The organism is Microbacterium sp. NPDC079176, assembly GCF_040686675.1.
Taxonomy (GTDB): domain Bacteria; phylum Actinomycetota; class Actinomycetes; order Actinomycetales; family Microbacteriaceae; genus Microbacterium.
The window spans coordinates 56,806-76,458 of record NZ_JBFBLM010000004.1; the positions used below are offsets into that span (position 1 = coordinate 56,806).

At 68.0% G+C, this 19,653-nt stretch carries 19 protein-coding genes; 13 read left to right on the forward strand and 6 right to left on the reverse strand.

The features are described 5' to 3' along the window. Position 1 precedes the first annotated feature (1 nt). Entirely contained in the window at positions 2-1,063 is a 1,062-nt protein-coding gene (locus AB0P11_RS10760; RefSeq protein ID WP_363521875.1) for a hypothetical protein, read from the forward strand. Next, positions 1,047-2,270, forward strand: coding sequence for a hypothetical protein (locus AB0P11_RS10765; protein WP_363521878.1), 1,224 nt, complete (start codon positions 1,047-1,049; stop codon positions 2,268-2,270). Before AB0P11_RS10760 ends, AB0P11_RS10765 begins: the two co-directional genes overlap by 17 nt. 14 nt (positions 2,271-2,284) lie before the next feature. Here the strand turns inward: AB0P11_RS10765 and AB0P11_RS10770 are convergent, their stop codons facing one another. Continuing rightward, positions 2,285-3,493, reverse strand: a complete 1,209-nt coding sequence (locus AB0P11_RS10770) for a class I SAM-dependent methyltransferase (RefSeq protein WP_363521881.1) — start codon at positions 3,491-3,493, stop codon at positions 2,285-2,287. A 143-nt stretch (positions 3,494-3,636) separates the two neighbouring features. Between AB0P11_RS10770 and groES the strand changes: the two genes are divergently transcribed. From groES to AB0P11_RS10785, 3 genes are all read left to right on the forward strand, one after another. Further along, a complete protein-coding gene (groES, locus tag AB0P11_RS10775) occupies positions 3,637-3,933 on the forward strand; it encodes a co-chaperone GroES (RefSeq protein WP_039394204.1) in 297 nt (98 codons plus the stop codon). A 143-nt stretch (positions 3,934-4,076) separates the two neighbouring features. Then, positions 4,077-5,015: an EamA family transporter RarD gene (gene rarD, locus AB0P11_RS10780; RefSeq protein WP_363521884.1), complete on the forward strand. Its 939-nt coding sequence runs from the start codon at positions 4,077-4,079 to the stop codon at positions 5,013-5,015. 144 nt (positions 5,016-5,159) lie between these two features. Then, positions 5,160-6,437, forward strand: a complete 1,278-nt coding sequence (locus AB0P11_RS10785; RefSeq protein WP_053098955.1) for an ABC transporter substrate-binding protein — start codon at positions 5,160-5,162, stop codon at positions 6,435-6,437. 141 nt (positions 6,438-6,578) lie between these two features. Here the strand turns inward: AB0P11_RS10785 and AB0P11_RS10790 are convergent, their stop codons facing one another. Genes AB0P11_RS10790 through AB0P11_RS10805 form a run of 4 tightly spaced genes read right to left on the reverse strand, consistent with a single transcriptional unit; the run spans position 6,579 to position 10,651 of the window. Continuing rightward, positions 6,579-7,343, reverse strand: coding sequence for an ABC transporter ATP-binding protein (locus AB0P11_RS10790; RefSeq protein ID WP_363521887.1), 765 nt, complete (start codon positions 7,341-7,343; stop codon positions 6,579-6,581). Further along, positions 7,340-8,305, reverse strand: a complete 966-nt coding sequence (locus AB0P11_RS10795; protein ID WP_053099395.1) for an ABC transporter ATP-binding protein — start codon at positions 8,303-8,305, stop codon at positions 7,340-7,342. Before AB0P11_RS10795 ends, AB0P11_RS10790 begins: the two co-directional genes overlap by 4 nt. A 46-nt stretch (positions 8,306-8,351) precedes the next feature. After that, positions 8,352-9,329 (reverse strand): branched-chain amino acid ABC transporter permease, encoded by a 978-nt coding sequence (locus tag AB0P11_RS10800; RefSeq protein WP_053098957.1) that lies wholly within the window; start codon positions 9,327-9,329, stop codon positions 8,352-8,354. A 5-nt stretch (positions 9,330-9,334) separates the two neighbouring features. Further along, positions 9,335-10,651: a branched-chain amino acid ABC transporter permease gene (locus AB0P11_RS10805; protein WP_363521890.1), complete on the reverse strand. Its 1,317-nt coding sequence runs from the start codon at positions 10,649-10,651 to the stop codon at positions 9,335-9,337. Positions 10,652-10,951: 300 nt separating this feature from the next. Here AB0P11_RS10805 and guaB point away from each other — a divergent pair, with 300 nt between their 5' ends. Continuing rightward, a complete protein-coding gene (gene guaB, locus AB0P11_RS10810; RefSeq protein ID WP_053098958.1) occupies positions 10,952-12,454 on the forward strand; it encodes an IMP dehydrogenase in 1,503 nt (500 codons plus the stop codon). A 62-nt stretch (positions 12,455-12,516) separates the two neighbouring features. Here the strand turns inward: guaB and AB0P11_RS10815 are convergent, their stop codons facing one another. After that, the gene (locus AB0P11_RS10815) at positions 12,517-12,930 is read right to left on the reverse strand and encodes a hypothetical protein (RefSeq protein ID WP_072590851.1); all 414 of its coding nucleotides are present in this window, start codon (positions 12,928-12,930) and stop codon (positions 12,517-12,519) included. A gap of 217 nt (positions 12,931-13,147) precedes the next feature. Here AB0P11_RS10815 and AB0P11_RS10820 point away from each other — a divergent pair, with 217 nt between their 5' ends. Genes AB0P11_RS10820 through AB0P11_RS10850 form a run of 7 tightly spaced genes read left to right on the forward strand, consistent with a single transcriptional unit; the run spans position 13,148 to position 19,642 of the window. Beyond that, positions 13,148-14,191 (forward strand): response regulator, encoded by a 1,044-nt coding sequence (locus AB0P11_RS10820; protein ID WP_053098960.1) that lies wholly within the window; start codon positions 13,148-13,150, stop codon positions 14,189-14,191. Next, positions 14,191-15,180 carry an ATP-grasp domain-containing protein gene (locus tag AB0P11_RS10825; protein ID WP_363521895.1) on the forward strand — a complete coding sequence of 330 codons (990 nt, stop codon included), beginning with the start codon at positions 14,191-14,193 and terminating at the stop codon, positions 15,178-15,180. Before AB0P11_RS10820 ends, AB0P11_RS10825 begins: the two co-directional genes overlap by 1 nt. Beyond that, on the forward strand, positions 15,177-15,890 hold the full coding sequence (locus AB0P11_RS10830) for a PHP domain-containing protein (RefSeq protein ID WP_363521898.1): 714 nt from the start codon (positions 15,177-15,179) through the stop codon (positions 15,888-15,890). Before AB0P11_RS10825 ends, AB0P11_RS10830 begins: the two co-directional genes overlap by 4 nt. Then, positions 15,890-17,377, forward strand: a complete 1,488-nt coding sequence (locus AB0P11_RS10835; protein WP_053099397.1) for a glycosyltransferase family 2 protein — start codon at positions 15,890-15,892, stop codon at positions 17,375-17,377. Before AB0P11_RS10830 ends, AB0P11_RS10835 begins: the two co-directional genes overlap by 1 nt. Then, the gene (locus tag AB0P11_RS10840) at positions 17,374-17,517 is read left to right on the forward strand and encodes a hypothetical protein (RefSeq protein WP_171821987.1); all 144 of its coding nucleotides are present in this window, start codon (positions 17,374-17,376) and stop codon (positions 17,515-17,517) included. Before AB0P11_RS10835 ends, AB0P11_RS10840 begins: the two co-directional genes overlap by 4 nt. Further along, the gene (locus tag AB0P11_RS10845; protein WP_053098963.1) at positions 17,514-17,861 is read left to right on the forward strand and encodes a response regulator; all 348 of its coding nucleotides are present in this window, start codon (positions 17,514-17,516) and stop codon (positions 17,859-17,861) included. Before AB0P11_RS10840 ends, AB0P11_RS10845 begins: the two co-directional genes overlap by 4 nt. Beyond that, positions 17,858-19,642, forward strand: a complete 1,785-nt coding sequence (locus AB0P11_RS10850; protein WP_056277283.1) for a PAS domain-containing sensor histidine kinase — start codon at positions 17,858-17,860, stop codon at positions 19,640-19,642. The genes AB0P11_RS10845 and AB0P11_RS10850 overlap by 4 nt, the downstream gene beginning before the upstream one ends. Positions 19,643-19,653 lie beyond the last annotated feature (11 nt).

Sequence of the window (19,653 nt, forward strand, 5' to 3'; positions counted from 1 at the left end):
GATGCTCGACGCGGACCGATCCGTCGAGCTGCGCGCGCTCCAGGCGCGGGCGTACGGCCGTGCGGGGTCGTTGAGCGCGGCGGATGCAGCGCGGCTGCGCGAGCTGGAATCCGCGAAGACGCGTCTGGCGGGGCCGCCGGCGACGAGAAGTCCGGAGACGCGTGCGCCGGACCCTGCGCAGGCTCCGCGGGGCGTTGCAGAGGAGGAGGGGAGCGCGTCACCTCCCGACCCGGCCGTGGACATCGAGGCCCAGGGCGGGTCCCCGCGCATCGCGCTGCGACACCATCGGCGTCTCGCGGTCGCGGTCGCCACGGCCTTCGCGGTCATCGGCCTCGCGCTGGGCTGGCTTCTCTTCACCGACCGGGGTCCCGCGCCGATGCAGCTCAGCGCCCAGCAGGAGGAGTGGCAGAGCGCGATCGTCGCATCGGGGGACTTCGACCCGGGGTCGGTGCGGGCCATGGCGGAGGAAGAAGGCGTCGTGATCTGGTTCGCGACGAAGAACGAGAGCGCTGACGTGTGCCTGGTGCTCGGACACGAGGACGCGACGGCTCCCGCGTGCACGACGCGGGAGCAGGCCGTGGTCCAGGGCGTGAATGCCACTCTCACGAAACCCGTGAGCCAGAGTCAGACTTATGACGTCGAGGCGCAGATGTTCCTCACGCCGGCCGGCGAGCCGGCGGTCGTCACCCGCAGCTACATTACCTCGCCGCAGTCCACGGCGATGTTCGCCAGCCCCGACGAGGCGGAGGCGGCGACCGCCCTCGCCGAGCGGACGGGACTGGACCGGCGGACGATCCTGGTCGCCGGCTACGACGATGACGTGCCGATCTGGACGGGGATCGACATGTCCACGCAGAGGTACTGTCTCGTCTACGACGGGTCGATGCCCGACCCTCCGATGGCCTGCGATGACAGCATCATGCTCGCCGACGCGGACAGGACGCTCGTGCTCGACGTCGTGGGTGAGGGGAAGACGACCCGCTACGAGTACCGGTTCGGCTACGGTCAGCAGTACCTGACCGTGACGAAGGGCTGGGAGGGCGACGATGCTGCAGGAGAGTGACTCTACCGAGCTGCGCGCACTGCAGGTCAAAGCGTACGGCCGCGACGGTGGCCTGACCGGGGCCGAGGCGGCGAGGCTGAGAGAGCTCGAATCGCTGCGTGGCGAGCCTGGCAGGCCTGACCGGGTCGACCCTGGCCCGCGTGACCGGGTCGACGCGCCGGTCGGGCAGGGACCGGCCCACGAGCCGCCGACGTCGGAGAAGCCGTTCCGTGACGGTCAGGCACCCGTCGCCGACGCTTCCCCCAGCGCGCCCGGCGAACACGCGGACGACGGACGTCGGTCCACCGAGACCGGAGGCCTCCGCGCGGCATTCCGTCAGCACTGGAAGGCGGTCGTCGCGGCATCCGCACTTCTGCTCGTGATCGGTCTCGGCACCGGCTGGGCGCTCTTCGGGCGTTCCGGCGATGCCGTCGCGTTGACTTCCGCGCAGCAGGAGCGGCGTGCGGAATTGCAGGCCGAGGGCGGGTTCGACCCGGGCAGTCTGCGCGCGATCGGACAGGACGAGGATGCCCTCGTCTGGTACGCGACGAAGGACGACGGCGAGACGGTGTGCCTGACGCTCGATGCCGCCGACAAGTCGGCGGATCAGTGCCAGCCCGCGGCCGATCTCGACAACGGGAACGGCATCGGCCTGAACGCGAGCGTCGCGGTGCCGGGGGAGGGGGACGAGGGCCTCGAGGAGATCTGGGCGTCCGCCGCGCGAGCGATGAACGGGGAGGTCGTCGGCATCATCCAGCGATGGCGTTCGGACGAGAACTCCTGGCTGTCGCAGTTCCAGGGCGACGAGCGGGAACGCGCCGAGCAGCTGGTCGAGGACGGTTTCGAAGAGTTCTCCTTCTCGGTCGTCGGGTACTTCCGCGATGCGCCGGTCTGGCGCGCACAGCGCGTCGCGAGCGACGACATCCAGGACTGCCTCATCGTCGATGCCGTCCAGGCCGTCGAATGCCGCCCGGCGAGCGAGGGACAATCGTCGGCGGACGTCATCGAGGTCGCCGGAACCGTCGTGGACGAGGCCGGAGGGATGACCTCCGACTGGAGCGTGCGTCTCGCGTACACGTTGAACGGCATGCCCTACCTCGTGGTGTCCGGAGACAGCACGACGGCGACGGCAGAGCCGACGGTGAGGCCCGGTGAGACACTCGAGCTCGGCGGCGAATACCAGGATCCGATCCAGGTCGACATCCCGTCAGACGACACCGAGGGCTAGGCGCCGGGGAGACGTCAGCCGGCTGCCGGCACCCGATCGGCGAGGATCGCTCGTCGCTGATCACCCACGCGAGTGAGGATCAGCGTCGCGGTCTGCTCGCCCCGCAGCGCCAGCTTCTTGCGGAAGGCCGCGGGGTCGATGTCCATGCCGCGCTTCTTGATCTCGAGAGATCCGATCTCGTTCGCCTTGAGGACGGCGCTGATCGCCTTCGGGTTCGCCGGCATCGTCTCGCGCACCCGGAACGACTGCACGAACGGACTGGTGACCGCGGCGTCAGAGGTGAGGTACGCGATGCGCTCGTCGAGCATTCCCGCGTCGAGGCTGCGCGCGACATCGCCGATCAGACGCGCCCGGATCACCGCCCCGTCCGGCTCGTGCAGGAACGCGCCGAGTTCCCGCACGGGCTCGTCGACGGCGTCGGCGCCTGCGGTGAGTTCATGTGAGCGCTCGCCGCGGATCACGAGGGCGGAACGGCGGATGCCGTCGCGGGCGAGAGCGCGCGTCCAGAGCACGAGCTCGACCACGCTGCCGTCTGCGCTCACCCACTGCGCCTCGGCGTCGACGGGAAGCGAATCGCGGTCGTGACCGGGACCGAGCTTGATGCCCGTCGATGTGCGCGAGGCCACATCGAAGGCCCAGTCCAGCGGCGGAGAGTAGTCATCGGACGAGACCCGGCGCGTCTCGCTGTGCCCGGCGGTGCGGCGGGCCGGATCCATCCAGATCGCCTGGTTCTCGTCGCCCTCGACGGGCACGTGCGCCTCGGCCGTGCCGTGGATCACCCTCGCGCTGTCTCCGAGAGGCGCCAGGTTGTACGCCGCGATCGCCGAGGTCACCTCGTCGGCGTCGACGGCGACGACGTCGAGCCCTGCACCGGCGAAGGCAAGAGAATCCCCGCCGATGCCGCAGCCGAGATCCGCGACGCGAGTGATGCCGGCGCGGCGCATCCGCTGGGCATGCCGGGCGGCCACGCCCAGCCGTGTCGCCTGCTCGAGTCCGGCCCGGGTGAACAGCATCCGGGCCGCGAAGTCGCCGAACTTGCCTTTCGCCTTGGTGCGAAGTCGTGCCTGTCCGACCACGGCCGAGACGAGCTCGGGCGAGTGGCCGGCCGCACGCAGCCGGGATACGATTCGAGCGACGTCGGCGACGTCGTCGACGGGGCCGAGTTCGTCCAGCGCCTTGAGGCCCTCGGGGGTCAGCAGTGCGCGCAGCTCGGAGATCTCCACTGCCCCAGCTTAGGCGGCGGGCTGTTCGCCGCATTGGCACTCGCATTGCGTGAGTGCCAGCGGAACGCCTAGACTGGATTAGCACTCTCGGGTTGAGAGTGCGAAAAGTCTTCCTGTCAGCGTCAAGAAAGAAGAGGTAGACCGTGTCGGTTTCCATCAAGCCGCTCGAGGACCGCATCGTCATCAAGCAGGTCGAGGCCGAGCAGACCACCGCGAGTGGCCTGGTCATCCCCGACACCGCCAAGGAGAAGCCCCAGGAGGGCGAGGTCGTGGCCGTGGGCCCCGGCCGCATCGATGACAACGGCAACCGCGTTCCGCTCGACGTCGCCGTGGGCGACCGTGTGCTCTACAGCAAGTACGGCGGCACCGAGGTGAAGTTCGGCGCAGACGAGTACCTCGTCCTGTCGGCTCGCGACGTGCTCGCAGTCGTCGTCCGCTGAGACAACGTCTTCGGAAGGCCCGGATGCATCACGCATCCGGGCCTTCCTGCGTGTTCGGCCACCGGTCCATCGATTCCTGCCAATGTCCGGACGGCGGGTCTCGTGGGGCGGAGGCGGCGCAGCGACGGGCATAGGGTTGTGCGGTGACCCCGACGAACGCCGCCTCCCGAGCCACTCAGACGGCGGGAGTCGCGTACGCGGGGGGAGCGTATCTGCTCTGGGGCGTGCTGCCCCTCTACTTCCTGCTGCTCGTGCCCACCGGTCCGTGGGAGGTCGTCGCGTGGCGCGTGCTGCTGTCGTTCGTCTTCTGCCTGCTCCTCCTCACCGTGATGCGCGGCTGGGCCGCCTTCGGCGTCATCGTCCGACAGCCGAGGCTGCTGGGATGGACGGCTCTGGCGGGTGTCCTGATCTACGTCAACTGGCAGGTGTTCCTCATCGGAACCCTCTCCGGGAACATCGTGGAGACCAGCCTCGGGTACTTCATCAACCCGATCACCACCGTGCTGCTGGGGGTGTTCGTGCTCAAGGAGCGCATCCGCAGGCTCCAGTGGGCGGCGATCGGCATCGCGGCGGTCGCCGTGATCGTGATCGTCCTCTTCTACGGCGAGTTCCCGTGGATCGCCCTGTCGCTGACCGCCTCGTTCGGCGTCTACGGACTCATCAAGAAGAAGATCGGCCCCGCGGTCGATGCGGTCAGCGGACTCACGCTCGAGTCGTTCTGGCTGATCCCGATCGCCATCGTGCAGCTGATCCTCGTCGCCGCCACCCCTGCCGGGATCACGATGGGCTCGCACGGTGCGTGGCATGCGGTGCTTCTCGCGTTCGCCGGTGTGGCCACGGCAGTGCCCCTGCTGCTCTTCGCCGCGGGCACCCGGCGCATCAACCTCACCGTCATCGGGATGATCCAGTTCATCACCCCCGTCATGCAGTTCATCATCGGCGCGGTCGTGCTCGGCGAGCCGATGCCGGCCGAGCGGTGGGCGGGCTTCATCATCGTCTGGGTCGCGATCCTCGTGTTCCTGATCGACCTGCTGCTCGCCGCGCGTCGCGGACGCCGGATCGATCAGCCGACACTCGTCTGAACTCCCGGTTCATCCGTCCGGAAACTCGGTGTCGGATCGTTAACGCACCGAAACATCGGCGACCCCTACGGGAAGCCTTTCAGTCCTAGTGTTAGAGCACCCGACCGTGGTCACAATCCACGGCCAGTCACGCAAGGGAGCATCATGACCTCATTCACGCGCTCGCGCAGCGCCAAGATTCTCGCCGGAGTCGCGCTGCTGAGCGTCTCGGCGATCGTCGTCGCAGGCTGCAGCGGCACGCCCTCTGAGGAGCCGTCCGACGGTGGTGGCGGCGGCGGATCGTCGGCCGACCTCACGCTCGAGCTCGGCTCGCTGCTGCCGCAGACCGGTTCGCTGTCGTTCCTCGGCCCGCCCATGGAATCCGGCGTCGGCCTCGCGGTCAAGGAGGTCAACGATGCTGCTGCCGGCGTCACGATCAACCTGACGGCTGAGGACGAAGGCGACACCGACACCAAGGCCTACGAGACGTCGATCAGCAAGCTCCAGGGCGCGGGCGTCACCGCCATCGTCGGTGCCGCGGCGTCGGGCGTCTCACGCCTGATCCTCGACGGAAACGTCAGCGCCGGCATCCTGCAGATCTCGGCCTCGAACACCGGCCCGGACTTCACCGACTGGGACGACAACGGTCTCTACTTCCGCACCGCGCCCAGCGACCTTCTGCAGGGTGAGGTCCTCGGCAACCTGATCGCCGAAGACGGACACAAGACCCTCGGCGTGATCTACCAGAACGACGCCTACGGAACCGGACTGTTCGACAACATCAAGTCGACGTTCGAGAACGCGGGTGGCGAGGTCGTCGCTGACGCGTCGTACAACGTCGGTGACGGTCAGTTCGACGCACAGGTCGAGACGATCAAGGCTCAGAACCCCGACGCCGTCGCGATCGTGTCGTTCGACCAGTTCAAGACCATCGCCCCGCTGCTGGTCAACGCCGGCATCTCGCCCGACAAGTTCTACCTCGTCGACGGAAACCTGTCGGACTACGGCTCCTCGCCCGACACGAACTTCCCGTTCTCGCTCGAGGGCGCACAGGGCACGAAGCCGGGACCGGCGCTCGAGGACGACTTCACCGACCGTCTGCAGACGTTCTGGACCGGTGAGGGCAACCCCGAGGTCAACGACTTCACCTACGCAGCCGAGGCCTACGACGCGGTCGTGCTCGTCGCACTCGCGTCTCTCGCCGCCGGTTCGACCGAGGGCGCGGACATCGCGGCAAAGATGGCCGAGGTCTCGGGCGGCAGCGGAGACGGTGAGAAGTGCACCAGCTTCGAGGACTGCGCGGCGATCATCAACGACGGTGGAACCGCCGACTACGACGGCTACTCCGGCGAGATCACGTTCGATGAGAACGGCGACCCGCAGGGTGCATCGATCGGCACGTACGAGTACGGCGCCGACAACCTGATCTCCCGCACCAACTGATCACGAGCGAAGGCCCCGGATCCTCGATCCGGGGCCTTCGTCGTGTGAGTGCCCCGAGCTGCGGCCGCGTGTCCGGAGCTGCGCGGGGGGACAGAAGAGGGGCGGATGCGAGTCGCATCCGCCCCTCTGTCGTGGGAGCCCTCAGGCGGCGTCGGTGCCGAGAGTTCCGAGGTAGAGACCGATGACCTTCGGATCGTTCAGCAGGTCGCGTCCGGTGCCCTCGTACGCGTCCTTGCCCTGGTCGAGCACGTAGCCGCGGTCGCAGATCTGCAGGCAGCGCCGCGCGTTCTGCTCGACCATGATCGTCGTCACGCCCGCCTTGTTGATGTCGGAGACGCGGATGAACGCATCGTCCTGACGCACGGGGGAGAGGCCGGCGGAGGGCTCGTCGAGAAGCAGCACCGACGGATCCATCATGAGTGCCCTCGACATCGCCACCATCTGCCGCTCGCCGCCCGAGAGCGACCCGGCGCGCTGCTTGAGGCGCTTGCCGAGCTCGGCGAAGATGCCGGTGACGAACTCGAGTCGCTCGGCGTAGATCTTGGGGTTCTGATACAGCCCCATCTGCAGGTTCTCCTCGATGGAGAGCGAGGGGAACACATTGTTCGTCTGCGGCACGAAGGCGACGCCCCGCTTGACGAGCTTGTCGGCCTTCAACCCGATGATGCTCTCTCCGTTCACGGTGATCTCGCCGCTGCGGACGTTCACCATCCCGAAGATCGCCTTCAGCAGGGTCGACTTGCCGGCGCCGTTGGGGCCGATGATGCCGATCAGCTCGCCCTGTCGGGCGACGAGGTTGGCGCCGTTGAGGATGTTCACACCGGGCAGGTAGCCGGCGTGCACGTCCTTCAGCTCGACGACGATGTCGTCGGTTAGCGGTGCCGCAGCGGAGGTCTCGGCGCTCATGCGTTGTCCTTCTGGTCGTGATCCGGCGTGCTCGTCGCTTCGAGCTCCGCCTCGGCTTCTGCTTCGATCTGCTCGCGGAGCTTGGCGGCGGTGGCGTTCTCGATCACGGGGATGCGACCGGTCACGGCACCGAGATCGAGGTCCTGGTGGGCGCCGAGATAGGCGTCGACCACGGCCGGGTCCTCCATGACCTCGTCGGGCGGGCCCTCGGCGACGACCTTGCCCTCGGCCATGACCACGACCCAGTCGGCGATGTGGCGGACCATGTGCATGTCGTGCTCGACGAACAGCACGGTCATGCCCAGGCCCTTGAGGTCGAGGATGTGATCGAGGAGCGACTGGGTCAGCGCCGGATTGACGCCGGCCATCGGCTCGTCGAGCATCACCAGGGTCGGATCGCTCATGAGCGCTCGCGCCATCTCGAGGAGCTTGCGCTGGCCGCCCGAGAGCGCCGCGGCGAAGTCCTTCTCCTTGGCGTCGAGCTTGAAGCGGGCCAGCAGCTCGCGGGCCTTGACCTCGATCTCCTGATCCTGCTTGCGCCACAGGAACGGGAACAGGCTCGACCAGAAGCCCTCGCCGCGCTGTCCCGGAGCACCGAGCTTCATGTTCTCGAGCACCGTGAGCAGCGACAGCGACTTGGTCAGCTGGAACGTGCGCACCTGTCCCATGCGCGCCACCTTGAAGGAGGGAACGCCCGAGAGGCTCGTGCCGTCGAACGACCAGGTCCCGCTGTTCGGCTTGTCGAAACCGCAGAGCAGGTTGAACAGGGTCGTCTTCCCTGCTCCGTTCGGGCCGATCAGAGCGGTGATGGCGCCGCGAGGGATCTCGACGTGGTCGACGTCGACGGCCGTCAGACCGCCGAAGCGCCGCTGCACGGCATCCGCGATCAGGATGGGATCGACCTTCGGCACGCCGGGGGCCGCAGGGCCCTTGGCGAGTCCGGTGGTCTTCGGTCGGCGGATGCTGCCGGTCGCGGGCGCCGTCTGGGCGCTCTCGTCGGGGGTCAGTTCATTTGACAAAGGTCATCTCCCTCTTGTCTCCGAGGATGCCCTGAGGTCGGAAGATCACGAGCAGCATCAGGGCGATGCCGACGAAGATGAACACCAGGGTCGAGGCCTGGCTGTCGGACATGGGCAGGATTCCGGACCGCGCCATCGCCGGGAGCAGGTTCGCCATGAAAGCGAAGACGACCCAGAAGAGGATGGCCCCGAGTGTCGGGCCGAACACGGTGGCCGCGCCGCCCAGCAGCAGGATCGTCCACAGGAAGAACGTGAGCGAGGTCGTGTAGCTGCCCGGCACGACAGCCGAGGGGAGGACGAAGACGATTCCTCCGGCTGCGCCGATCACGCCACCGACGACGAGCGCCTGCATCTTGTACGCGAAGACGTTCTTGCCGAGCGAGCGCACGGCATCCTCATCCTCGCGGATTCCCTTGAGGACGCGTCCCCACGGGCTGCGCATGAGCGACCACACCAGCAGGATCGCGACGAGCAGCACGATGAGTCCGAACACCCGGTTCCACAGGTCGTTCGCGCTGTAGGTCCACGGTCCGAAGCCGTAGGTGCCCGGCGGGAACGGATTGGCGTCGCGGAACCCGCCGTTGAACTGCGCGAGACCGTCGGCCGAGTTGGTGTACTCGTCGAAGATCTGGGTGGTGAAGAGCAGTCGTACGATCTCACCCGCGGCGATCGTCGCGATGGCGAGGTAGTCGGCGCGGAGCCGCAGCGTCGGGATGCCGAGGAGGACTGCGAAGAACGCGCCTCCCAGGAGACCGATGAGCATGCCGACCCACCAGGGGAGCCCGAAGGTCAGCACGGAGATCGCGTAGCCGTATCCGCCGACCGCCATGAAGGCGGCCATGCCGAAGTTGAGCAGGCCCGCATAGCCGAAGTGCACGGCCAGACCGGTCGCCGCCAGCGCGTAGGCGAGGGTGACGGGGCTGAACAGATAGACGGCTGTGTTCGAGAAGATGCTTCCGAAGTCCATGGCGATCAGCCCAACCTTTCCCTGCGTCCCAGCAGGCCCTGAGGTCTGACGAGGAGGATCACGATGAGCACGACCAGGGCGCTCGCATACTTCAGATCCGAGGGGATCCAGAGGGTGGAGACCTCGACCGCGATGCCGACGATGAGGGAGCCGACGAGCGCACCGAACGCCGTGCCGAGCCCGCCGAGGGTGATGGCGGCGAAGATGAGCAACAGCATCTGCATGCCCATGTCCCACTTCACGCCGGGGCGGAAGTAGGCCCAGAGGATGCCGGAGATGGCGGCGAGCGTGCCGGACAGGATCCAGACGTAGCGCACGACCTTGTCGACGTCGATGCCGGATGCTGCGGCGAGCTGCGGGTTGTCGGAGATGGCGCGGGTCGCCTTGCCGATGCGGGTGCGGGTGAGGAAGAACGCGACGCCCACGATCACGACGATGCTGACCACGATGCCGATCAGGTCGATGTAGGACAGCGAGATCGGACCGAACCGGAACGGCTCGGGGCTGGCCCCGGGGAGCTGGCGAGTGCCACCACCGATCATGTACTGGAACGCATAGCGCAGGGCGAGAGACAGACCGATGCTGACGATCATCAGCTGCACGACACCGAGGCCTCGTCGTCGAAGCGGACGCCAGATGCCGGCATCCAGGGCCCAGCCGAAGAGACCGCCCCCGATCACGGCGGCGATGATGCCGAGCCACAGCGGCAGATGCCAGAAGCTCGTCGTCACGAGGGCGACCAGGCCGCCCCACGTGACCATCTCGGCGTGAGCGAAGTTCGACAGCCGCGTCGTGCCGTAGATGAGCGCCGCGCCCATGGAGGCGAGCGCCAGCAGCAGACCGAAGTTCAGGCCGCCCACGAGACGTGAGAGGAGCTGGTCGATGAAGGACGTCGTCATCCTCTCGCCCTCACCGAGGAAGAGGTTGAGGATCTTCGTGCCGGTCAGGCCGAACTCGACCTCGAACGACGCCGTCGTGCCGGCGATGGGCTGGGTGCCCTCGGGCAGCTGCGCCGCATCGACGATCACGCCGTCGGGGAGGGTCTCCTCGTCGACCGTGAGCGTGTACGTGTCCTTCTCGGGCACGTACAGGCGCCACTTGCCCTCGGCGTCGGTCTCGGTCTCGCCTTCGAAGCCGCCGCCGTCGATCGTCATCACGACGCCTTCGACGGGGTCGTCATCGAAGGTGATGACACCGGCGAAGTAGAAGTCTGTGATCTCCTGGCCGTCGTCCGTTTCTTCGGCGGAAGCCGCAGCAGGAGGCTGCAACCACAGGAAAGCGATGGCGAGGAGCGACGCGAGCAGGATGATGACCCACCGCATTCCGCTTCGATTCGCCGAGATCGTCGGACGCACAGAACCTCCAGCCCAGTACACAGGCCATGACGGAGTTGTTCATCGGCCCTGATGTACGACGGTATGAGCGTAATGTGTCGGCTCTGTTTCGACCAAGGCACGATCTGCTCACGGTGAGAACGATCCCATCACGAAGTTGCGAAATACCGATAGGTCACCCGGGGCGTCCTGCGCGCGATGTCAGCGGGCGCAGGGAATTTCCTCAGCCGCTCCGCACTTAGAATTGGTACACCCTCGCCCCAGATCGCGCCCGCAGGAGGACTATCCATGGACCAGCACGACCCCTTCGGCTTCGTCGGACTCACGTACGACGATGTGCTGCTCCTTCCCGGGCACACCGACGTCATCCCCAGCGAGGCAGACACCTCGTCGCGGATCACTCGCCGTATCTCGGTCGCGACTCCGCTGCTCTCCAGCGCCATGGACACGGTCACCGAATCCCGCATGGCCATCGCGATGGCGCGAGAGGGCGGCATCGGGATCCTGCACCGCAACCTCTCCATCGCCGATCAGGCGGCCCACGTCGACCGCGTCAAGCGCAGCGAGTCGGGCATGATCACCGACCCGATCACGACGTCGCCCGACGCGACCGTGGAAGAGGTCGACGCGCTCTGCGCCAAGTACCGCATCTCCGGTCTGCCGGTCGTCGACCCCGACGGCCGCCTCGTCGGCATCATCACCAACCGCGACATGCGCTTCGTCTCGGGCTTCGAGCGTCAGACCACCTTCGTGAAGGACGTCATGACGTCGGAGGGTCTCGTCACCGCACCGGTGGGCGTCGCCGCCGGCGAGGTCATCGCCCTGTTCGCGCATCACCGTGTCGAGAAGCTGCCGCTCATCGATGAGGACGGCAAGCTGGCCGGTCTCATCACCATCAAGGACTTCGACAAGAGCGAGAAGTACCCGCTCGCCACGAAGGACGACCAGGGTCGTCTGCGTGTCGGCGCGGCCATCGGCTTCTTCGGCGATGCCTGGGAGCGCGCAGAGGCGCTGCGCGACGCCGGAGTCGACGTCCTCGTCGTCGACACGGCCAACGGCCAGTCACAGGGCGTGATCGACCTCGTCACGCGGCTCAAGGCGGACGAGAGCTTCGCGCACATCGACGTCATCGGCGGCAACGTCGCCACCCGCGAGGGCGCTCAGGCGCTCATCGACGCAGGTGTCGACGCGGTCAAGGTGGGCGTGGGGCCAGGCTCCATCTGCACGACGCGCGTCGTCGCCGGCGTCGGCGTGCCCCAGGTCACGGCCGTCTACGAGGCGTCGCTCGCCGCACGTCCGGCCGGCGTCCCAGTGATCGCCGACGGTGGTCTGCAGTACTCCGGCGACATCGCCAAGGCGCTCGTCGCGGGTGCTGACGCCGTGATGCTCGGCTCGCTGCTCGCCGGCACCGACGAGTCGCCGGGCGAGATCGTCTTCCAGTCGGGCAAGCAGTTCAAGCAGTACCGCGGCATGGGCTCCCTCGGGGCCATGCAGACCCGCGGCAAGCAGACCTCGTACTCGAAGGACCGCTACTTCCAGGCCGACGTGCCCAGCGACGACAAGCTGATCCCCGAGGGCATCGAGGGACAGGTGCCGTACCGCGGCCCCGTGTCGGCCGTCGCGTATCAGCTGGTCGGCGGACTGCGGCAGTCGATGTTCTACGTCGGAGCCCGCACCATCGAAGAGCTCAAGCAGCGCGGCAAGTTCGTGCGCATCACCGCGGCGGGTCTCAAGGAGTCGCACCCGCACGACGTGCAGATCGTGGTCGAGGCGCCGAACTACAAGCGCTGAGACGAATCGAGAAAGGGGCCGGATGCGATCGCATCCGGCCCCTTTCTCGTCCGGCCGCGAACTCAGCTGCAGGTGTAGGTGACTCCGCCGACCTGCCACACGCCCGGACCGAGGTCGGCGCACATCGCGAACAGGTTCGCGAAGACGCTCACGAGCACGATGATGCCGATGATCCAGATGACGGTGATGACGGCGCCGACCGCGATTCCCGCGATGGCGAGGCCGCGCGGCGCCCCGGCCTTGCCGAGCCTGACGGCGGCGACGATGCTCAGGATCAGTCCGAGCGGAGCGATGACGAAGGCCAGGACGAGTCCCGCGACCGCCAGCCCCTGCCCGGCCGGGGAGGTGTACGGCGTGGGCTGTCCCGGGCCGGCCAGCGGGTAGGCGGCAGGATCCACGGCGGCATCCGCCGGTCGCGCTCCGTCCCACGCGGGAGGGCTGTACTGCGGGTCTTCGGGCCGCGTCGAGTCGGTCATGGTCGCTCCGTTTCGAGAGGGGCGGCCGTCCGCAGACCGCTTTCATCCTCGAGAGTACTGAGGGAGCAGCCGTGGCCGCCATCGCGGCGGTCTGTTGATATGCCAGTATTTAGAGACACCCGCTCGACTTCCCCTCGAGCTCCCGGCGCGAAGGGCGCAGGGAGTGCCACGCCGGCCGCTGACCGGCAGGGGGACTTCCCCACTGAGAGCTGCAGATATGCCCCAGGATGCTCCCCGCGTCCTCGTCGTCGACGACGACCCAGACGTCGCCCTGCTCGTCAAGACCGTGCTCGAGAGGCGGGCCGGCTGCGAGGTCGTGGTCGCTCACGATGGCGAGTCCGCCGTCGCGCGGCTCGAGACCTTCACGCCGGACGTGGTCGTCACCGACATCGAGATGCCCGGACTCGACGGGCTGGAGCTGCTCGCGCAGCTGCGTCGGAACGACCCGCTCCTGCCGGTGGTCGTCATGACCGCGCACGTCTCGGTCGAGTACGCCGTCTCGGCTCTGCGCGCGCAGGCCGACGAGTTCCTCACCAAGCCGCTCGACAACGTGAAGCTCGTCGAGGCGGTCACCCGGCTCGTGACGGAGGGCCGCACGCGCCGCGAGGCCAACCGCACCAAAGAGGTGGTGCTCGCCATCGGCGCGCACCCCGACGATGTCGAGATCGGCGTCGGAGGACTCCTCGCCGCGCACTCCCAGGCGGGCGACTCGATCACGATCCTCACCCTCTCGCGCGGTGCGCGCGGGGGAGACGCTGACAGCAGGCAGCACGAATCGCTCGCCTCGGCGGAGATGCTCGGTGCGCGACTGTTCGTCAAAGACCTCATCGACACCGAGATCTCCGGCGGCGGAGCCACGGTCCGGTTGATCGAGGAGGTCGTGCAGGAGGTCCAGCCGACGATCGTCTACACGCACTCGTCGAACGATCGGCACCAGGATCACCGAGCGGTGAGCGAGGCGACGATCGCCGCGACCCGGCGGGTCGGAACGGTCGCCTGCTACCAGAGCCCCTCGGCGACGATCGACTTCCGCCCGACGCGTTTCGTCCGCATCGACCAGTACATCGGTCAGAAGCTGCGGCTGCTCGAATGCTTCGGCTCGCAGACGGCGACCCGGGACTACCTCGAACCCGAGTTCGTGACGGCCACCGCTCGCTACTGGTCGCGCTTCGGCGGAGGATCGGCGGTCGAGCCGCTCGAGGTCGTCCGTGAGACCGCCGAGTTCATCGGCGCCCACGAACTCACGCGACGGGAGAGCTGATGAGCGCGCGCGTACTGGTGACGGGCGCCGGTGGCCCGGCGGGCGTCGCCGTCATCCGCTCGCTGCTTCGTCGTGAAGACCTCGAGGTCTTCGCCGCGGACATGGACGGCTGGGCGAGCGGCATCTACCTCGTGCCGCCGACGCACCGCCGTCTCGTGCCGCCGGGGCGCGATGACGACTTCGTCTCGGCGATAGCCCGCATGGTCGAGGATGACCGGCTCGATCTCGTGATCTCCACCGTCGATGTCGAGCTGATCGCGCTCGCCGGCAGGCGCGAGGAGCTGGCTCCGGCTGTGCTCGCCGCGCCCTCGCAGGACACGCTCTCCGTCGCCCTCGACAAGCTGCTGCTCGCCGAGCGGTGCGAGTCGACCGGTCTCACGCCGCGTACTGTCCTCGCAGGCCCCGATGCGCTGGCGGTCGATTGGGAGTTCCCCGTCTTCGCCAAGCCTCGTCAGGGAGCCGGCAGCCGCGGCGTACGGCTCGTCCCCGACCGGGCGGCGCTCGAAGCGCTGCCGCAGGACGAAGGACTCATCGCGCAGGACTTCCTCCCGGGCGAGGAGTACTCGGTCGATGTGATCGCAGATGCCTCCGGCTCGGTCGTCGCGGCGGTGCCGCGGACCCGAGCCAGGGTCGACTCCGGTGTGGCCATCGCGGGGCGCACGGTGCACGACGACGAACTCGAGAACGCGGCGGCATCCATCGCCCGGGCGATCGGACTCGTCGGCGTCGCCAACGTCCAGCTCCGGCGCGACCGCGACGGCCGAGCGGTGCTCCTCGAGGTGAATCCCCGATTCCCTGGCGCGCTTCCGCTCACGATCGCCGCGGGAGTCGACATCCCCTCGCTCGTCGCCGACCTGTTCCTGGGCCGCGGGATCCCGTCGACGGTCGCCTTCCGCGAGATCGCGTCGGTGCGCTTCCTCGAGGACGTGATCGTCGAGGTCGACGAGATCCTCGTCTCCGCGCACGCGGGACATCAGGAGGAACTGTGAGTCACGCGCTGCTGCGAGGCGACCACCACGTGCATTCGACGTTCTCGGATGACGCGGTCTCCACTCTCGCCGAGAACGTCGCCGCGGCATCCGCTGCCGGTCTCACGACCGTGCGCCTGGTCGACCACGTGCGGCAGTCGACGCCCTGGGTGCCCGAGTACCTCGCGGCGGTGAGGGCGCTGCGCGTGCCCGAGGATCTGACGGTACTGACGGGAGTCGAGGCGAAGATCCTCGATGCCTCGGGAGAACTGGACATCCCCGAGCTGCCGAGCGGGATCGATCGCATCCTGATCGCCGACCACCAGTTCCCCGGAATCGACGGACCCCTCGGTCCGAGCGCCGTCCGCGAACGGCTCGACGCCGGCTGGGCCGCCGAGGACGCGCTCGATCAGCTCGTGTCGGCACTGATCGCGGCGATGCGACGTCACCCCGGCAATCAGCTCGCCCACTGCTTCTCGATCCTGCCCAAGATCGGTCTCTCCGAAGCGGAACTCGGTGCCGATCGCGTCACCGCGTGGGCGACGACGGCGGCCGAGACCGACACGCAGGTCGAGGTGAACGAGAAGTGGGGCTGCCCCGGCATCCCCCTGCTCGACGCGCTGCGCAGCGCCGGCGCCGAGATCGTCGCGTCCACGGACAGCCACATCGCGTCCGACGTCGGACGCTACGCGCGCGTGACAGAGATCCTCGACCGATGGAGGGCGAGCTGATGGCCGAACTGAACTGGGTCGAGACCGTCGTCGTCGTCATCCTCCTGCTCTGCGTGCTGGTCGGCACCCTGCCGGTGATCAACACCGGGCTGCAGTTCCTCGCCCTGCCCGTGCACGCGTTCCGCAACCACTACGGCAAGGCGGCACCGCACCATCCCCGCGTCGCGGTGCTGATCCCGGCGTGGAACGAGGGCCTCGTGCTCGGCCAGGCGATCGAACGCCTGATGCAGCTCGAGTACCCGGCCGACCGCCTGCGCATCTTCGTCATCGACGATGCATCGACCGATGACACCCCCGAGGTGGTCGCCGCGAAGGCGGCGGCATTCCCCGGACGAGTCGTGCATCTGCGTCGGGACAAGGGCGGCGAGGGCAAGGCGCACACGCTCAACCACGGACTCGACATCGTGCTCGCGGACGAGTGGACCGAAGCGGTGCTGATCATGGACGCCGATGTGATCTTCGCGCGGGATTCGCTGCGCAAGATGAGCCGGCATCTCGCCGATGAGAAGGTCGGCGCCGTCACCGCGTATATCGCCGAGGGCAGTCGCGACCGCAACTACCTCACCCGGTTCATCGCGATCGAGTACGTCATCGGGCAGCTCTCGGCCCGGCGGACGCAGAACGTCGGGGGAGCGATCGCGTGCCTCGCCGGAGGTGCGCAGCTGCATTCGCGCGCGAATCTCGAGGCGATCGGCGGCCGGATCCCGACGGGAACGCTCGCCGAGGACACCATGACGACCTTCGAAGGGCAGCTGGCCGGGCGCAGGATGGTGTTCGAGCCGCACGCGGTCGTGCTGGCCGAAGAGCCGCGCACGATCGACAGTCTGTGGAAGCAGCGCCTGCGGTGGGCCCGCGGCAATGTGCAGCTGACGTCGATCTACCGGCATCTGTGGTTCCGCCCGAGCCGAGTGCACAACCTCGGCAGCTTCGCCTTCGGGCTCGCGTGGTTCACCATCCTGCTGCTGCCGGCCTTCATGATCCTCGCAGCCACCGCGCTGCTCGTGCTGCTGGTCCTGCACAGCGACATCGCCGAGTTCGTGTTCCGATTCATGTGGATCGCCGCCGCGTGCATCTATCTGTTCTCGATGCTCTACGCCGTGCAGCTCGATGGGCGGATCGGCCGACAGTCGTGGCGTGAGGCGCTGATGTTCCCCGGGCTCGGCGCCCTCATCCTGATGGCGATCGCCCTGTTCCCCTGGCTGTTCGAATCGGGCCTGAACGACCTCGGGCTCGCGCTCACCGACGAGACGCGGTTGATGTGGGCTGTCGTCTTCTACCTCTGGGGACCGATCTCGATGCTCGGGATCTGGCTCGCCCGTGTCGTCGAGCCCCTGCCGGCAGGACGGTTCTTCGCCGGGCTGCTGCTCTACGTCTGCGGGTACGGCTCGCTGCTCTGCGCCATCACGGTGGACTCCTACATCAAAGAGTGGCGCCACGCCGACGCCGCATGGATCAAGACCGAGAAGATCGGACGGGTCGACTCATGACCGAAGCACCTTCGAGAAGCGCCGAGGAGGAGGAGATCGCCGCGGACGCCCGTCGGGAGAAGCTCCTGATCCCGCAGGCCCTCCTCGCCCTGGGCATCGTCGTCGTCATCGTGATCGTGCGAGAGCTGTTCCTGCGATGACCGCGCGGCCGCTGGCCCTCGTGGTCGAGGACAGCGCAGACCAGACGGCGCTCCTGAAGCGCTATCTCGACCGCGAGGGCTTCGACGTGTTCGCCGCGGTGGACGCCGAATCGGCGATCGCCGCATTCTCGACGATCTCACCGGTCGTCGCCGTGCTCGACCTGCTGCTGCCCGGCATCAGCGGCTCGGAGCTGGCGAGACTCATCAAGACCCGCTTCCCGGAGTGCTTCCTGATCGTGAGTTCCGTGCTCGACGTCGCCGACTACCCCGACGCCGACGCGGCACTGCCCAAGCCGATCATCGGGGCCGAACTGCGGGCACTCCTCAGAGAAGTGGCACGATGACTCCGACCAGCACCGTCCAGCAGACGATGGAGCGCAGCTGGCGCCGGTACTTCGACAATCCGACGCCGCTGATGAAGCAGGGTCCCACGGCGATCGCCGTCGCGGTCGCCTCCGTTCTCATGTTCACGATCCCCGGCATCCCGGTGACCGACACCGGCGTCGCGATCTTCGGCCTCGCCACCATCGCGGTGGTGACGGCACTCGCGGCGGTGCTCTCGGTGCGCGGGGTGTACGACGGCTGGGTCGTCATGCTCATTCCGATGATCGACATCCTCGGATTGGGTGCGATCAGGGCGGGTACCGGCGGGCCGGCTTCCCTCTTCTCCTCGTTCGTGCTCCTCCCGGTCATCTGGATCGCCGCAGCCCCCGGGCGACGCCAGGTCGTGATCGTCGGTGTGTTCTCATCGATCGCGCTGCTCATGCCGAACATCATCGATCCGCCGGAAGACCCCGTGGCCTGGCTTCGCGGTGTCATCGGCCCGCTGGTGTTCGCCACCGTCGGTGCGATCGTGAACGAGCTCTCCCGACTGCAGAGACTGCGAACGGCCCAGGCCGAGGCGCATGTCGTCGAGCGCACGGCCGCTCTCGCCGCCAACGAGGCGATGCTCGAGCAGCTGAAGTCGAGCGAGCAGCAGTACCGCGCGCTCTCCGAGTCCTTCACGAGCCTGTGGAACTCCATCACCGGCCAGGCGGTCATCGCCACCGACAACTGCGGGGTGATCACGGCATGGAATCCGGGTGCGGTGCGCCTGCTCGGCATGGCAGTGCCGGACGCGCTCGCCGCCGTTCCGGTCGACCGGTTCTTCCCGTCGCACGCTCTCGCCCCGTTCGCGACCGAGGCCGCCGCCCACGCTGACGACGGGCTGCACCCCGGCCTGCGTGCGCTGTTCGACGATGCCGACGCCGGCCTGCCGGTGGACTCGCACATCGACGTGGCGACCGTCGGCGGATCGACGGTTCCCGCGCGCGTCACCGTCACTCCCTACCAGGACTCCGACGGCTCCCGACACGGCTACCTGCTGGTGATCACCGACGAGACCAGGGCGGTGGAGGTCGCGCGCATGAAGGACGAGTTCGTCGGCATGATCTCGCACGAGCTGCGGACACCGCTCAGCGCCATCATCGGCTTCCTCGACCTGCTGCAGAACGATCCCGCGCAGCCTCTGACGACCGACCAGCAGGAGTTCGTCGACATCATCGAGCGCAACGCCCAGCGCCTGCTCAACCTCGTCGGGGACCTGCTGTTCACCGCCCAGGTGGAGTCGGGCCGCTTCCCGCTCGAGCGCCGAGACGCCGACGTCACCGAGCTGGTGCGCAGCGCCGTCGCATCGTCCGGCCCGCATGCGCAGCGCGAGGGCATCGAGATCGTGGCCGAGATCCCGGCGACTCCCGTCGTGCTCTCGGTCGACTCGGGACGAATCGGACAGGCCCTCGACAACCTGCTCTCGAATGCGATCAAGTTCACCGCTGCGGGCGGGCGGGTCACCGCGGGCGTGCGTCTCGTCGACGGAGGCGTCGAGCTCTCCGTGCGCGACACCGGTGTGGGCATCCCCGAAGACGAGCAGGGCATGCTGTTCACCCGATTCTTCCGCGCGTCGACAGCGACCCGCAACGCCGTGCCCGGCGTCGGCCTGGGCCTCACGATCACCCGGGCGATCGTGCTCGCCCACGGCGGCACGATGGACGTGACGAGCAGAGAGGGCGTCGGCACCGAGTTCCGGATGCTGCTCCCGGCGGCGCCGCGCACCGAGGCGATCCAGGTGGTCGGCCGCACTCGCTGACCGGTCGGCCC

What these genes read in the sequence shown, in the direction of transcription:
- AB0P11_RS10760 (WP_363521875.1), top strand. Translation starts at nt 2, where the DNA reads ATGCTCGACGCGGACCGATCCGTCGAGCTGCGCGCGCTCCAGGCGCGG.
- AB0P11_RS10765 (WP_363521878.1), top strand. Translation starts at nt 1,047, where the DNA reads ATGCTGCAGGAGAGTGACTCTACCGAGCTGCGCGCACTGCAGGTCAAA.
- AB0P11_RS10785 (WP_053098955.1), top strand. Translation starts at nt 5,160, where the DNA reads ATGACCTCATTCACGCGCTCGCGCAGCGCCAAGATTCTCGCCGGAGTC.
- AB0P11_RS10790 (WP_363521887.1), bottom strand. Translation starts at nt 7,343, where the DNA reads ATGAGCGCCGAGACCTCCGCTGCGGCACCGCTAACCGACGACATCGTC.
- AB0P11_RS10800 (WP_053098957.1), bottom strand. Translation starts at nt 9,329, where the DNA reads ATGGACTTCGGAAGCATCTTCTCGAACACAGCCGTCTATCTGTTCAGC.
- AB0P11_RS10805 (WP_363521890.1), bottom strand. Translation starts at nt 10,651, where the DNA reads ATGCGGTGGGTCATCATCCTGCTCGCGTCGCTCCTCGCCATCGCTTTC.
- guaB (WP_053098958.1), top strand. Translation starts at nt 10,952, where the DNA reads ATGGACCAGCACGACCCCTTCGGCTTCGTCGGACTCACGTACGACGAT.
- AB0P11_RS10815 (WP_072590851.1), bottom strand. Translation starts at nt 12,930, where the DNA reads ATGACCGACTCGACGCGGCCCGAAGACCCGCAGTACAGCCCTCCCGCG.
- AB0P11_RS10820 (WP_053098960.1), top strand. Translation starts at nt 13,148, where the DNA reads ATGCCCCAGGATGCTCCCCGCGTCCTCGTCGTCGACGACGACCCAGAC.
- AB0P11_RS10825 (WP_363521895.1), top strand. Translation starts at nt 14,191, where the DNA reads ATGAGCGCGCGCGTACTGGTGACGGGCGCCGGTGGCCCGGCGGGCGTC.
- AB0P11_RS10835 (WP_053099397.1), top strand. Translation starts at nt 15,890, where the DNA reads ATGGCCGAACTGAACTGGGTCGAGACCGTCGTCGTCGTCATCCTCCTG.
- AB0P11_RS10840 (WP_171821987.1), top strand. Translation starts at nt 17,374, where the DNA reads ATGACCGAAGCACCTTCGAGAAGCGCCGAGGAGGAGGAGATCGCCGCG.
- AB0P11_RS10845 (WP_053098963.1), top strand. Translation starts at nt 17,514, where the DNA reads ATGACCGCGCGGCCGCTGGCCCTCGTGGTCGAGGACAGCGCAGACCAG.
- AB0P11_RS10850 (WP_056277283.1), top strand. Translation starts at nt 17,858, where the DNA reads ATGACTCCGACCAGCACCGTCCAGCAGACGATGGAGCGCAGCTGGCGC.